This window comes from Micromonospora sp. URMC 107 (genome assembly GCF_051386315.1).
Taxonomy (GTDB): Bacteria; Actinomycetota; Actinomycetes; order Mycobacteriales; family Micromonosporaceae; genus Micromonospora.
Window position 1 is genome coordinate 17,899 of sequence record NZ_JBPQTK010000024.1, and the last position, 13,144, is coordinate 31,042.

The following is a 13,144-nucleotide window of genomic DNA, read 5'->3' on the forward strand; positions in this document are numbered from 1 at the left end:
GGCTGTGGTCTCAGGCCCGCGTGAAGACGAGAGCCACGTTGTGTCCGCCGAAGCCGAACGAGTTGTTCAGCGCGGCGGGGATGTCCATACGGCGCGCCTCGTTGGCGGCCACGTCCAGGCTCAACCCGTCGTCGGGGTCGTCCAGGTTGATCGTCGGAGGGACGACACCGTCGCGGATCGCCAGGACGGTGGCGATCGACTCCAGCGCGCCCGCCGCGCCCAGCAGGTGACCGGACATCGACTTGGTCGAGGTCAGCACCGGGTGGTCGCCCAGCGCCGCCCGCAACGCGGTGATCTCCGCGACGTCACCGACCGGGGTCGACGTGGCGTGCGCGTTGACGTGCACGATGTCCGTCTTCGCGACGCCCGCGTCCGCGATCGCCTTCGCGATCGCCCGGATGGCGCCCTCGCCCTCGGGGTGCGGCTGGACGATGTCGTAGCCGTCCGAGGTGAGCCCGGCGCCGGCCAGCCTCGCGTAGACCCGGGCGCCCCGGGCGGCGGCGTGCTCCGCCCGCTCCAGTACCACGATGCCCGCGCCCTCACCGAGCACGAAGCCGTCGCGGCCCTTGTCCCACGGCCGGGAGGCCCGCTCCGGCTCGTCGTTGCGGGTCGACATCGCCCGCATCGAACTGAACCCGGCGATCGGCAGCTGGTGGATGACCGCCTCGGTGCCGCCGGCCACCACCACGTCGGCCCGGCCGGCACGGATCATGTCCATGCCGAGCGCGATCGCCTCGGCGCCGGTCGCGCAGGCGCTGGCCACCGAGTGGACCCCCGCCTTCGCGCCCAGCTCCAGCCCCACCCAGGCGGCGGGGCCGTTCGGCATCAGCATCGGGATGGTGTGCGGGGAGACCCGCCGCGGGCCGGACGCCTCCAGGATGTCGTCCTGGGCGAGCAGCGTCAGCGCGCCGCCGATGCCGGAGCCGACGCTGACGCCCAGCCGCTCCGGGTCCAGCCCGGAGTCGGCCAGGCCCGCGTCCGCCCAGGCCTGCTGCGCCGCGATGATCGCGATCGCCTCGGACCGGTCGAGCCGGCGGAGCTTGACCCGGTCGATCAGGCCGGTCGGCTCGACCGCGAGCTGGGCGGCGATCCGGACCGGCAACTGCTCGGCCCACTCCTGGGTGAGCGGACCCACCCCGGAGCGGCCGGCGAGCATGGCGTCCCAGGTCGACGCGACGTCCCCGCCCAGCGGGGTGGTCGCGCCGAGCCCGGTGACGACGACGTCGGTGTGAGCCATGATCAGGACTGCGCCTCGATGTAGGTGACGGCGTCCCCGACGGTCTTCAGGTTCTGCACCTCGTTGTCCGGGATCTTGACGCCGAACTTCTCCTCGGCCGCCACCACGACCTCCACCATGGAGAGCGAGTCGACGTCCAGGTCGTCGGTGAAGGACTTCCCCTCGGCCACGTCGTCCGGGTTCACCCCGGCAACCTCTTCGAGGATCTCGGCGAGGCCGGCGGTGATCTCGTCACGGGTCATTGCGGTTGGTTCCTCTCATCGTGGTTCATTCGACGGCCGACGACGCCGGCCGTCACTCCCCGGCGCAGCGGCCGGAGGGGCTCATCAGGGGCAGCGGACGACCTGACCGGCGTAGGTCAGGCCGCCGCCGAAGCCGAAGAGCAGCACCGGGGCGCCGGACGGCACCTCCCGCCGCTCGACCAGCTTGGACAGGGCCAGTGGCACGCTCGCCGCCGACGTGTTGCCGGACTCGACGATGTCCTTGGCGACGACCGCGTTCGGGATGCCGAGCCGCTTGACGATGCCGTCGATGATCCGGGCGTTGGCCTGGTGCGGCACGAAGGCCGCCAGCTCCGACGGGTCCACCCCGGCGCGTTCGCACGCCTGCCGCGCCAGCGGCGCCAGCTCCGTGGTGGCCCAGCGGAAGACCGACTGGCCCTCCTGCTGGATGGACGGGCGCCAGCCCTCGATGCGTACCGCGTCGCCCTTCTCGGGCACCGAGCCCCAGACCACCGGGCCGACGCCGGCGGGCTCGCCGTCGCCGACGGCCGACACCACGGCGGCGCCGGCGCCGTCGGCGAAGATGATGCAGGTGGAGCGGTCCGTCCAGTCGACGATGTCGGACAGCTTCTCCGCGCCGATGACCAGGGCGTTGCGCGAGGCGCCGGCCCGGATGGCGTGGTCCACGGTGCCCAGCGCGTACGCGAAGCCGGAGCAGGCCGTGTTGAGGTCGAACGCCCCGGGCGCGGTGATGCCGAGCTTGGCGGCGACCCGGCAGGCCACGTTCGGGCTGCGGTCGGCGGAGCTGCACGTCGCCACCACGACCAGGTCGATGTCGGCGGCGGTGAGCCCGGAGTTGGCCAGGGCCTTGCCGGCGGCGGCGGCGGCCATGTCGGCGACCGTCTCGCCGTCGGCGATCCGCCGGGTGACGATGCCGACCCGGTCCCGGATCCACTCGTCGCTGGTCTCGACCAGCTGGGCGATGTCGTCGTTGGTGACCACGCGGGAGGGCTGGTAGTGCCCCAGCGCGACGAGCCGGCTGCCGGTCATCGGACCTGTCCTTTCGTTCGCGACTGCGGGACTCGCAGACCCGGCTCGTTCCTCGCGCTCACGGGGCCGCTTTTCGTTCGCGACTGCGGGACTCGCAGACCCGGCTCGTTCCTCGCGCTCACGGGTGACCTCCGATTCGGACGAGCGGTTGCCCCGGCGCGACCGGGTCGTCGTGGTGGGCGAGCCACTCGGTGAGCACGCCGCTGCCGTGCGCCGTCACCTCGACCGGGCCCTGCCGGGTGGCCACATGGCCGACGACCTGGCCCTCGCGGAGCGGGTCGCCCTCGGCGAGTTCCCGCACCGGCTCGAAGGTGCCGGCCGACGGCGCCACCACCACGCGGAAGTGCATGGTCGGCTCGTGGCTCGGCGCCATCCCGTGCCGGGCGATCAGGTCCCGGGCGGCGGGCAGGTCGTCCGGGGTGTTGAGGGTGACCACCTCGGGGGCCCCGGCCCCCTTGAGCTCCCGCTTCACCAGCCCCGCGAGGGTCCCGGCCGGGGGCAGCTCGATCACGCCGGTCACCCCGAGGTCGGCCAGGGTGCGCATGCAGAGGTCCCACCGTACCGGCGCGGTGACCTGGCGGACCAGGCGCTGCACCATGTCGCGCCCGTGGCTGACCGCGGCTCCGTCGAGGTTGGACAGCAGGATCCGGGCCGGGTCGCTCGGGGTGATCCCGGCGGCCACGGCCGCAAGCGCCGCCTCGGCGGGGGCCATGTACGGCGTGTGGAAGGCGCCGGCCACCTTCAGGCGGATCACCCGGGCCTTGGTCGGCGGCTCGGCGGCGAGCTTCTCCAGCCCTTCGACGGCCCCGGCGGCGACGAACTGGCCGGCGCCGTTGCGGTTGGCCGGGTGCAGCCCGTGCGCGACGATCGAGGCGAGCACCTCGTCCGGGTCCCCGCCCAGCACGGCCGCCATCCCGGTCGGCTCCAGCGCGCAGGCCGCGGCCATCTCCCGGCCGCGTACGCCGGCCAGGGTGATCGCCGCCTCCGCCGGGAGCACCCCGGCGAGCGCCGCCGCGCCCAGCTCGCCCACGCTGTGGCCGACGGTGAGCGTGACGTCGTACATCGGCAGGTGCTCGGCGGCCAGCAGCGCGGCGGCGACCAGCAGCGGCTGGGTCCGGGCGGTGTCCCTGATCTCGTCCGCGTCGGCCACGGTGCCGAGGTGCACCAGGTCGACCCCGGCCAGCGCCGACCACCAGCGCAGACGCGCCTCGGCGCCGGTGAGGTCCAGCCAGGGAGTCAGGAAGCCGGGTTTCTGGGAACCCTGGCCGGGCGAGAGTACGGCGAGCACGTCTATGACTCTCCCGGATACGCGCGGGTAGCGCTGTGCCGCCCCCGACCAAACCACACTAGAACCTTTGGAGGGATCCTACAGAAATCGGCGGCGATCATCACCTGTGTGTGACGTTTTACCGCCGCCTGGGTTCATTGTCGTGGTTGGTGCCACCGGGTCGAGCCGGCCGACGGTGAGGGCCACCTGGAGCGCGAACGCGTCCCGCGCCGCGAGCGGCGAGAAGCCGGTGACGTCGGAGATCCGCCGCAGCCGGTAGCGCACCGTGTTCGGATGCACGAAGAGGGACCGCGCGGCGCTCTCCAGCGTGCCGCCGGCCGCGAAGAAGGCGTCGAGGGTCTCCAGCAGCTCCCCGCCGGCCCGCACCAGCGCGGCGTAGACGTCGTGGCGCAGCCGTCGGCGCGCCTCCGCGTCCCCGGCCAGCGCCCGCTCCGGCAGCAGCTCGTCCGCCGGCACCGGCCGGGGCGCGGTCGGCCAGGCCGGGGCGGCCCGGAAGCCGGCCAGCGCGGCGCGCGCCGACTCGGTCGCCTCGTCCAGGCTCGGCACGGCCGGACCGACCACCACCGGCCCGTCCCCGAACGCGCCGAGCAGCTTGCCGGTGGCCGCGACCGGGTCGGCGGCGCCGCCGAGCACGATGACCAGCCGGTCGCCGTGCACCCCGCCGATCACCTCCGTGCCGATGCGCCGGGCCTGCCGGTGCACCGTGTGCAGCACCGCCGAGACCTCCCCGCCGGGGGATCGGCCGACCGCCACCGCCACCGGCGGGGCGTCCGCCCAGCCGAGCGCCGCCGCCCGGCTCGCCAGCACGTCCGGCGAGTCGCCGCGCAGCAGCGCGTCCACCAGCAACGCCTGCAACCGGGCGTCCCACGAACCGCGCGACTCGGCGGCCCGGGCGTACACGCGGGCGGCGGCGAAGGCGATCTCCCGGGAGAAGCGCAGCACCGCCTCGCGCAACTGCTGCTCCTCGCCCTCCGCCGCCAGGTGCGAGACCTGCTCCTCGACGACGTCGATCATCACCTTCACCAGCGCGACGGTCTGTTGGAGGCTGATCGAGCGGGCGAGCGCCTGCGGCGCGGTGGCGAAGACCTCGTCCGAGACCTCCTGGGTGCTGTCCGCCGTGCCGCCGCCGTCACGCAGCCACTGCACCAGCGACCGGGCGCCGGCCTGGGCCACCAGCATCACCCAGGAGCGGTGGTCGGGCGGCAGGCCGCGGAACCAGGGCTGGGTCTCGTCCATCCGGGCCACGCTGGCGCTGGCCAGCGCCCCCGCCGCCCGCTCGATCCGGCGCAGCGTGGCCGACAGTTCCGTCCCGCCCGGCTCGCTCACCGCCCCAGCCTGACATGCCCCGACCTGCGCCTGGGCGCCGGGCGGCCCGCCTCCGCGCCCGGGCGCCCTTCCGGTTGCCTGCTGCCGGTGGGGGAGGCGGGTGCGGCTGTACGGGGCGTCGGTGCCGGCCAGTACGGTGACAGGGCCCGCCGGAGCGACCCCGGCGGGCGGGGCGAGAGCGTGAGGAGACCGGGATGGCGCACGGGGAGGCCGAGCACGGCTGCGCCCAGGGCGAGCCCTGCCGGCCGGGCCACCACGAGCAGCAGGCGGCAGCCAAGCACCGCCGGCTGCCCGGCGGGTTCCCGGCCCACTCGCCGGAGCACCCGGCCCGCGCGTGCGAGCGCCCCGACGAGGACGTCACGGTGCCCCGGCAGCGCGTGGCCGAGCCGGCTCCGAGCGGCGAGCCCGAGCCCGCGGCGGCCCACGGCTGCCGCAGCGACCTGCCCGGCTGGGCCGGGGCGCACCGGCACGGCCCGGTCCGCCCCCGGCAGCGCGGCACCCGCCGCGAGCGGCCGCCACGTCGCTGGTGCTGACCACGGGGACGCCGCCCGGCCACTAGCGTGGTCGGTGTGAAGGCGATCGCGATCGACGCGTACGGCCCGGCCGACCTGCTGACCGTCCGGGACCTGCCCGACCCGCCGGTCGGCCCCGACACGGTGCTCGTGCGGGTCCGGGCGGCCGGGGTGAACCCGGTCGACTGGAAGGTGCGCGAGGGGCACCTGGCCGGTGCGATCCCCGGTCACTTCCCGCTCGTTCCCGGTTGGGACGCGGCCGGGGTGGTCGAGGCGGTCGGGCCGGCGGTGACCGGGTTCGCCGTGGGCGACGAGGTCGTCGGCTACGTCCGACGCGACCACATCCAGTACGGCACGTACGCCGAACTCGTCCCGGCGCCCGAGCGGGCGCTGGCGGGCAAGCCGGTCCAGGCGTCCTGGGTCGAGGCGGGCGGCCTGCCCCTGGCGGGTCTCACGGCGTACCAGGCGCTCCAGTCGGCGCGCACCGGCGCCGGTGACACGGTGCTGGTGCACGGGGCGTCCGGCGGGGTGGGCCACCTGGCGGTGCAGGTCGCCCGCGCGCTCGGCGCGGACCGCGTGATCGGCACGGCCGGCGCGGCCAACCACGACTTCGTCCGGTCGCTGGGCGCCGAGCCGGTCGCGTACGGCGACGGGCTGGCCGACCGGGTCCGCGCGGTCGCGCCCGACGGGGTGGACGTGGTGCTCGACCTGTTCGGCGGCGACGCGCTCGACGTCTCGGCCGAGCTGATCGCCCGGCCCGCGCGGCTGATCTCGACGGCCGACCCGGAGCACGTCACCCGGCTGGGCGGCAGCTACCTGTTCGTCAAGCCGTCGACCGTGGACCTGGGCGCGCTCGCCGGGCTGGTCGACGCCGGCCGGCTGACCGTCCACGTGGCACGGACGTTCCCGCTGGCGCAGGCGGCGGACGCGCAGCGCATGGTGGAGGCGGGGCACGTGCGCGGCAAGGTCGTCCTGGAGGTCTGACCCCCGGCCGGGGTGCGGGCGCGTCGACCGGGGACGTCGGCCCGCGACCGGGCCACGGCGACCGGCCCCGGGGCCGGCCGGTGCGGTGGGGTCAGCGGGTGCGGCGGCGGACCAGCAGCGCGATCCCGGCGAGTCCCGACGTGATGACCAGCACCACCGCGACGTTGAGCAGCAGCAGCCGCTGCAACTCGCCGAGCGCCTCGTCGATGTCCTTGGCCGGGTTGAGGGCGTCCTCCGGGATGACCCGTTCGCCGCCGCCGACGCCGCCACTGACGGTGTCGAACTGCCGCTCCAGCGGGACGCCCGCCGTGCGGAGGGTCTCCGACATGCTGAGCCGGCCGAGGAACCAGCCCGCGGCGGTCTTGCGGGCGTCCGGCTGCTTGGCCGGGCGGAAGACGCGCGGCCCGCCGACCGCCTTCGGGTAGAGGTCGTACGTCTGCTTCGCGACGTCGCCGGCGAACACCACGACGGTGTACTTCGGACCGAGGTCGGCCGCCTTCGGGCCCTTGGCCTGCCCGGTGCGGCCGAGGAAGTTGACCTGGTCGATGATCGCCACCACGTGCGTCGGGTGGGCCTCGGCGCGCAGCCGCAACGGCTCCGCCAGCCCCTCCCCGGTGATCTCCACTCCGGCCGGTGCGGGCTTCGGCGCCGCCGTCGCCGTCCCGGACGGCCCGAGCGACAGGACCGCCGCCGCGAGCCCGCCCGCCAACACCGCGACCAGCCGCCGCATCGTTCGGACCATCGCCGCCTCCTCGCCCCGTTCGATGGGTGGCTTGCTGCAGGTCACGCGTTGGTCGGCTGACGAGGGTGACCCAACCCGTACCGGGGGTGCCACCCTCAAGACTGCGCAGAACGTCGATCGGTTGCAGCTCGTAAAACAGTAATTGGAACTATCTGTGATCCCGGCCCGACCAATGGACGGTGGCCGTGGATCAGCGGGCGGATCGTACCTTTACGGAGGGGTTCATGGGGGGCAGGTTCTCACGGGTGGCGCGTACCTGGCCGGTGGTGTTCGGCGTGGCGCTCGGTGTGTCGTTGTTGCTGCCGCCCGCGCCGGCGGCCGCCCACAACTCGCTGACCGGCAGCGATCCGCGCGACGGCGCGCGGTTGGCCGAGGCGCCGGCCCGGATCGAGCTGCGTTTCCTGGCGAAGGCGGACCCGAGTACGACGAAGATCACAGTGACCGGACCGGACAACGTGGCCGCGCTGGGCGGCGCGCCGACCTTCTCCGGCTCCCGGGTGAGCGTCCCGTTCAAGCCGGGCCGGGCGGGGCTCTACATCGTCGGCTACCGGGTGGCGTCCAGCGACGGGCACCCGGTCTCCGGTGAGGTCCGGTTCACCCTGACCACCGGCACCCCCGCCGAGCCGCCGACCGCCCAGGCCTCGGCCCTGCCGTCGCCGTCCGTCGCCGGGCCGTCCTCGGCCGGGGCGCCGTCGACCGGTGCCGGGCCGTCCTCCGCCACCCCCGCTCCGGCGGGCACGGGCACGCCGGAGGCCGCGGTGCCGGCGGCGGAGGAGAGCGACGACGCGGCCGGGCGCGGCTGGCTGTGGGCGCTCGGCGGCGTGCTCCTCCTCGCCGCCCTCGCCGCCGGCCTGCTGCTGCGCCGCCGCTCCGCCCGCCGCTGACCGCCACCCGCGCCCCCGACGGGTCAGCGCCCGGACCGACCGGTCCGGGCGCTGACGGGGTACGCCGGGCCGGCGCGGTGCGCGCGTCGGCCGTGACGGTTCAGACCAGGCGGACCCGGGCGGCGCGCAGCCGGCTCAGGGTGCGCTCGCGGCCGAGCACCTCCAGCGACTCGAACAGCGGCAGCCCGACGGTGCGGCCGGTGACCGCGACGCGCACCGGGGCCTGGGCCTTGCCGAGCTTGAGCCCGCGCTCGGCGCCGACCGCCTCCAGCGTCGACTTCAGCGTCTCCGCGTCCCACGACTCCAGCGCCTCGAACGCCGCCGTGGCGGCGTCCAGCAGCTCCGCCGCGCCCTCCTTCATCGCCTTGGCCCAGGCGGCCTCGTCGGTCAGCGGCGCGGCGAGGAAGAGGAAGTCGACGTTCGGCACGATCTCGCTGAGCACCGCGATCCGCGTCTGCGCCAGCGGGGCCACGGCCGCGAAGGCGTCCGCGTCGAACTCCTCCGGCTGCCACGGCGGCGGGGCGATGGTGCCGGTGCCCGTCAGCCACGGCCGGCAGGCGTCGACGAACTCCTCGACTCCGAGCGCCCGGATGTACTCGCCGTTGAACGCCCGGAGCTTCTTCTCGTCGAAGAACGCCGGCGACGGGTTGACCTCCGCCAGCCGGAACTCCTCCTCGATCACGGACCACGGGACGATCTCCCGGTCGCCCGACGGCGCCCAGCCGAGCAGCATCAGGTAGTTGCGCATCGCCGCGGCCAGGTAGCCCTCGTCCCGGTACGCCTCCAGGGCCACCTTGTCGCGGCGCTTGGAGAGCTTCTGCCGCTTCTCGTTGACCACCACCGGCACGTGCGCCCAGATCGGCGGCTCGACCCCGAGGGCGTCCCACAGCAGCTGCTGCTTGGGGGTGTTGGGCAGGTGCTCCTCGGCTCGGATCACGTGGGTGATCCCCATGGTCATGTCGTCGACCACGTTGGCCAGCAGGAAGACCGGCGAGCCGTCGCCCCGGGCGATGACGAAGTCCTCGATCAGCTTGTTCTCGAAGGTGGGCTCGCCGCGGATCAGGTCGACCACGACGGTCTCGCCCTCGTCCGGCGTGCGGAAGCGCAGGGCGCGTCCCTCGCCGGCCGGCAGGCCCCGATCCCGGCAGAAGCCGTCGTAGCCCTGGTACTGCGAGCCGGTGCGGGCCTGCACGGCCTCCCGGGTGCAGTCGCAGTAGTAGGCGCGGCCGGACTCGTGCAGCCGCGCGGCGGCGGCCCGGTGCTCGCCCGCGTACTCCGACTGGAAGTGCGGGCCCTCGTAGCTGCCGCGCTCGATGCCGATCCAGTCCAGCGCGGAGAGGATGCCCTCGGTCCACTCCGGCTTGTTGCGTGCCGCGTCGGTGTCCTCGATGCGGAGCACGAACACCCCGCCCTGCTGCTTGGCGTAGATCCAGTTCTGGAGCGCCGAGCGGGCGCCGCCGACGTGGAACATACCGGTCGGGGAGGGGGCGAAGCGCACACGTACCGTCACGTCCTCCAGCCTACGGCGGCCCGCGACCGGATTCCGCCAGGGGTGCGGCTCAGGGCACCGAGCGGATCTTCAGCACCAGCACGCTGCCCAGCACGGTGACCGCCGCGGTGACCGCGTAGAGCGCCGGGTAGCCGCCGAGGTGGACCACGAGCGGGGCCGAGATCGCCGGACCGAGCACCTGCGGGGCGGAGTTGGCGATGTTGATCACGCCGAGGTCCTTGGCCCGGTCGGCGGCGGCCGGCAGGACCTGGGTGATGAGCGCGGCGTCCACGGACAGGTAGACGCCGTAACCGGCGCCGAGCAGCAGCGCGGCGACCACCGCCACCGGCCAGACCGGCGCGACGGCCAGCAGCAGCGCGGCGACCGCCATGATCCCGCCGGCGGCGATGACGAAGACCTTGCGCCGGCCGGACCGGTCCGACAGCCGCCCGGCCACCACGGCGGTGGCCGCCAGGCCGGCCGTGTAGAGCAGGATCAGCACCAGCAGGCCGCCCTCGGGGTCGACGTGGCGGACCTCGTCGGTGAGAAAGTAGAGCAGGTAGAGCGTGCCGAGCGCGTTGCCGAGCTGCACCAGGAACCGGGTGATCCAGGCCCAGCCGAAGTCGGGGTGGCGGCGCGGCGAGATCCACATCGACGCGAGCAGTGCGCGCCACCGCAGCGCCGGGCGGTGCGTGCGGGGCAGCGGATCGTCGGCGGTGAGCAGCGCGAACGGCAGGGCGAGCAGCAGCACCGCGGCCGCCATCGCCAGGTAGCCGGCGGAGGTGCCGCTCACCACGGCGGTCACCAGCACCACCCCGAGCACCAGCCCCAGCGCCTGGGGGATGCCGACCCAGCCGGAGACGCCTCCGCGCTGGACGACCGGCACCCGGTCCGGCACGGCGGCGGTCAGGCTGGCCAGCATCGCGTTGAAGCAGACCTGCGCGGCGACCCAGCCGAGCGCGACCCCGGCGACGGTGCGTTGCCGCGCCAGCAGCACCAGGGCCGCCGCGCCGAGCAGCGCGCCGCCGGCGGTCCAGACGTGCCGCCGGCCGAACTCCCGCCCGGCCAGCCGCAGGCAGGTCCGGTCCGACAGCGCCCCGGCGAGGGGGTTGGCGAGCACCGCGGCGAGCGCGCCGAGGCCGGTGACCACGGCCAGCGCGGCCTCCTTGTCGGCCGGCGCGATCCGCCCCAGCTGCTGCGGCAGCAGCACCTGGATCGGCGTGAAGAACGCCATCCAGACGCCGAGGTTCGCCGCGAAGACCAGCGCGATCCAGCCGCGCCGCACCGGGACCGTCGGCTCGGCGAGCGCCGCCGGCGGCGACGCGGGCGACGGATCGGCGGTGGTCACGGCCGGGCGATCAGGTCACGGAGCCAGGCGTACGAGGACTTGGGCGTGCGGAGCTGGGTGTCGAAGTCGACGTGCACGAGGCCGAAGCGCTTGGTGAAGCCCTCCGCCCACTCCCAGTTGTCCAGCAGCGACCAGACGAAGTAGCCGGTCACGTCGACGCCCTCGGCCATCGCCGCGTGGACCGCGCGCAGGTGCCCGTCGAGGTAGGCGATCCGCTCCGGGTCGTGCACCCGGCCGTCGGCGTCGGGCGCGTCGTCGTACGCGCAGCCGCTCTCGGTGACCTGGATCGGCGGCAGGTCGTCGCCGTACGTGCGGCGCAGCCAGCCGAGCAGCTCGTGCAGCCCGTCCGGGGCGACCGGCCAGTCGAAGGCGGTGCGCGGGTATCCGTCCAGCGGCACCAGCTCGAACGGCAGCGGCGAGCCCTCCCGCGGGGCGCGTACGCCGGTGGGGTTGTAGTAGTTGACCCCCAGCACGTCGATCGGCGCGGCGATCACGTCGAGGTCCCCGGCGCGCACCACGGCCGTGTCGAAGCCCAGCCCGGCGGGGTAGCCGCGGCCGAACAGCGGGTCGGTGAAGAGCCGGTTGTGCAGCGCCTCGTACGCCGCGACGGCCGCCCGGTCGGCGGCGCACTCGCCGGCCGCCCGCACGGGCGAGTAGTTGTTGGCGATGGCGACCGGGCTCGTGGTGCGCGCCCGCAGCGCGGCGACGGCGAGACCGTGGCCGAGGAGCTGGTGGTGGGCCACGGGGAAGGCGTCGAAGAGCAGCGTCCGGCCGGGGGCGTGCTCGCCCGTGCCGTGGCCGAGGCTCATGTGGATGAACGGCTCGTTCAGGGTGATCCAGAGCTTCACCCGGTCGCCGAGCCGGGCGGCGGTCGCGTCGGCGTACTCGGCGAAGCGGTGGGCGGTGTCCCGGGCGAGCCAGCCTCCCGCGTCCTCGGCCCACTGGGGCAGGTCCCAGTGGAAGAGCGTGGCGACCGGGTCGACGCCGTGGGCGAGCAGGTCGTCGACGAGCCGGTCGTAGAAGTCCAGCCCGCGCGCGTCGACCGGGCCGTCGCCGCTGGGCCGCACCCGGGGCCAGGCGATCGAGAAGCGGTACGCCGAGACGCCCAGCCCGGCCAGCAGCGCGACGTCCTCGGCGTGCCGGTGGTAGTGGTCGCAGGCCACGTCGCCGGTGCTGCCGTCGGCGATCCGCCCGGGGGTGTGGGCGAAGGTGTCCCAGATGGACGCTCCCCGCCCGTTCTCGTCGACGCCGCCCTCGATCTGGTAGGCGGAGGTGGACACTCCCCAGCGGAATCCGGCGGGGAACTCGGGCATCGCTGCGGTCGACATGCGCCCTCCCGTCGTACGTGAATCGTGCTCGCGACTTTAGGGCGCGGCCGGTCGATGCGCCATAGGCCGTGCGTCGCCGCGGCGCAATGGATTTCGGCGTGTCTTTTCCAAACCCGTCCCGGTACGTCCGAATTTGCGCATAGAGTGCCGATATCGTGGGATGTCCTCACTGGAGGAAAGACGGAAATGATCCTCGTGGAACGCAGTGCGCACGTGATGGCGCCAGTGGAAGCGGTCTGGGACGTCGTGCAGCGGGCCGAGCAGTTGCCGGCCTGGCTGGCGGGGGTCCGTGCGGCCGAGGTGCTCTCGGGAGAGGGCTTCGGCCGCCGACAACTGGTCCAGGCCGGACGTGGCGCGGCGCATGAGGCCGAGGTGATCGCCTACCAGGAGCCGACTCTGATCGGCTGGCGCGAACGCGCCAAGGGCGCCGGTGCCCGGGCGGAGGCGCGCACCGAGATCTACGTCCAGCTCACCGCGGACGAGGAGGAGGGCGGGACGATCGTGCGACTCATCGTCGTGCGCTGGCCGGCCGGTCCGGTCAAGGCCGCCCTGCTGCGCCTCGGCCTGCGCAGGGTCGGCGCCGACCTGGAGGACTCGCTCGCCCGGCTGACCGATCTGGCCGCCGTCGGCTGAGCCGGGCACGTCCTGGCGCCACCCGCGACGGCGGTGGCCCGGTGTCCCCGCCAGGGACTCCGGACCACCGCCGGTTCGCTCCTCCGGCGACGACGAAGGGCC

The 13,144-nt window shown here is 74.7% G+C and carries 13 protein-coding genes; 4 read left to right on the top strand and 9 right to left on the bottom strand.

Annotated elements, in window-relative coordinates; genetic code table 11:
• Positions 1 to 10 precede the first annotated feature (10 nt).
• The 5 genes from fabF to ACSNN9_RS08465 all read right to left on the bottom strand — a co-directional run bounded on the left by fabF (position 11) and on the right by ACSNN9_RS08465 (position 5,122).
• Positions 11 to 1,237: a beta-ketoacyl-ACP synthase II gene (gene fabF / locus ACSNN9_RS08445; protein ID WP_358091463.1), complete on the bottom strand. Its 1,227-nt coding sequence runs from the start codon at positions 1,235 to 1,237 to the stop codon at positions 11 to 13.
• 2 nt (positions 1,238 to 1,239) lie between these two features.
• A complete protein-coding gene (locus ACSNN9_RS08450) occupies positions 1,240 to 1,479 on the bottom strand; it encodes an acyl carrier protein (protein ID WP_089013151.1) in 240 nt (79 codons plus the stop codon).
• An 84-nt stretch (positions 1,480 to 1,563) separates the two neighbouring features.
• Positions 1,564 to 2,508 (bottom strand): beta-ketoacyl-ACP synthase III, encoded by a 945-nt coding sequence (locus ACSNN9_RS08455; protein WP_436672310.1) that lies wholly within the window; start codon positions 2,506 to 2,508, stop codon positions 1,564 to 1,566.
• Between the two features lie 118 nt (positions 2,509 to 2,626).
• Positions 2,627 to 3,796: an acyltransferase domain-containing protein gene (locus ACSNN9_RS08460; RefSeq protein WP_436672311.1), complete on the bottom strand. Its 1,170-nt coding sequence runs from the start codon at positions 3,794 to 3,796 to the stop codon at positions 2,627 to 2,629.
• 78 nt (positions 3,797 to 3,874) lie between these two features.
• Complete coding sequence (locus ACSNN9_RS08465; protein WP_436672312.1) at positions 3,875 to 5,122, bottom strand: PucR family transcriptional regulator; 1,248 nt, start codon at positions 5,120 to 5,122, stop codon at positions 3,875 to 3,877.
• Positions 5,123 to 5,316: 194 nt separating this feature from the next.
• Between ACSNN9_RS08465 and ACSNN9_RS08470 the strand changes: the two genes are divergently transcribed.
• Both ACSNN9_RS08470 and ACSNN9_RS08475 read left to right on the top strand, forming a co-directional pair.
• Positions 5,317 to 5,655, top strand: coding sequence for a hypothetical protein (locus ACSNN9_RS08470; RefSeq protein WP_436672313.1), 339 nt, complete (start codon positions 5,317 to 5,319; stop codon positions 5,653 to 5,655).
• Between the two features lie 36 nt (positions 5,656 to 5,691).
• Complete coding sequence (locus ACSNN9_RS08475; RefSeq protein ID WP_436672315.1) at positions 5,692 to 6,618, top strand: NADP-dependent oxidoreductase; 927 nt, start codon at positions 5,692 to 5,694, stop codon at positions 6,616 to 6,618.
• Between the two features lie 91 nt (positions 6,619 to 6,709).
• Here ACSNN9_RS08475 and ACSNN9_RS08480 read toward each other — a convergent pair whose 3' ends face one another.
• Positions 6,710 to 7,360: a hypothetical protein gene (locus tag ACSNN9_RS08480; protein WP_436672316.1), complete on the bottom strand. Its 651-nt coding sequence runs from the start codon at positions 7,358 to 7,360 to the stop codon at positions 6,710 to 6,712.
• Between the two features lie 245 nt (positions 7,361 to 7,605).
• Between ACSNN9_RS08480 and ACSNN9_RS08485 the strand changes: the two genes are divergently transcribed.
• Positions 7,606 to 8,244 (top strand): copper resistance protein CopC, encoded by a 639-nt coding sequence (locus ACSNN9_RS08485; protein ID WP_436672317.1) that lies wholly within the window; start codon positions 7,606 to 7,608, stop codon positions 8,242 to 8,244.
• A 100-nt stretch (positions 8,245 to 8,344) separates the two neighbouring features.
• On the opposite strand, the gene gltX is transcribed toward ACSNN9_RS08485, so the two are convergent.
• The 3 genes from gltX to ACSNN9_RS08500 are packed head-to-tail and all read right to left on the bottom strand — an operon-like array spanning position 8,345 to position 12,409.
• Positions 8,345 to 9,754: a glutamate--tRNA ligase gene (gene gltX / locus ACSNN9_RS08490; protein ID WP_436672319.1), complete on the bottom strand. Its 1,410-nt coding sequence runs from the start codon at positions 9,752 to 9,754 to the stop codon at positions 8,345 to 8,347.
• Positions 9,755 to 9,803: 49 nt separating this feature from the next.
• Positions 9,804 to 11,081: an MFS transporter gene (locus ACSNN9_RS08495; RefSeq protein WP_436672321.1), complete on the bottom strand. Its 1,278-nt coding sequence runs from the start codon at positions 11,079 to 11,081 to the stop codon at positions 9,804 to 9,806.
• Positions 11,078 to 12,409: a GH1 family beta-glucosidase gene (locus ACSNN9_RS08500; protein WP_436672322.1), complete on the bottom strand. Its 1,332-nt coding sequence runs from the start codon at positions 12,407 to 12,409 to the stop codon at positions 11,078 to 11,080. The genes ACSNN9_RS08495 and ACSNN9_RS08500 overlap by 4 nt, the downstream gene beginning before the upstream one ends.
• 186 nt (positions 12,410 to 12,595) lie before the next feature.
• Between ACSNN9_RS08500 and ACSNN9_RS08505 the strand changes: the two genes are divergently transcribed.
• A complete protein-coding gene (locus ACSNN9_RS08505; protein WP_250795157.1) occupies positions 12,596 to 13,042 on the top strand; it encodes an SRPBCC family protein in 447 nt (148 codons plus the stop codon).
• Positions 13,043 to 13,144: the final 102 nt, after the last annotated feature.

Coding starts and splice junctions, on each gene's coding strand:
- ACSNN9_RS08505 (WP_250795157.1), top strand. CDS start 12,596: ATGATCCTCGTGGAACGCAGTGCGCACGTGATGGCGCCAGTGGAAGCG.
- fabF (WP_358091463.1), bottom strand. CDS start 1,237: ATGGCTCACACCGACGTCGTCGTCACCGGGCTCGGCGCGACCACCCCG.
- ACSNN9_RS08450 (WP_089013151.1), bottom strand. CDS start 1,479: ATGACCCGTGACGAGATCACCGCCGGCCTCGCCGAGATCCTCGAAGAG.
- ACSNN9_RS08500 (WP_436672322.1), bottom strand. CDS start 12,409: ATGTCGACCGCAGCGATGCCCGAGTTCCCCGCCGGATTCCGCTGGGGA.
- ACSNN9_RS08480 (WP_436672316.1), bottom strand. CDS start 7,360: ATGGTCCGAACGATGCGGCGGCTGGTCGCGGTGTTGGCGGGCGGGCTC.
- ACSNN9_RS08470 (WP_436672313.1), top strand. CDS start 5,317: ATGGCGCACGGGGAGGCCGAGCACGGCTGCGCCCAGGGCGAGCCCTGC.
- ACSNN9_RS08455 (WP_436672310.1), bottom strand. CDS start 2,508: ATGACCGGCAGCCGGCTCGTCGCGCTGGGGCACTACCAGCCCTCCCGC.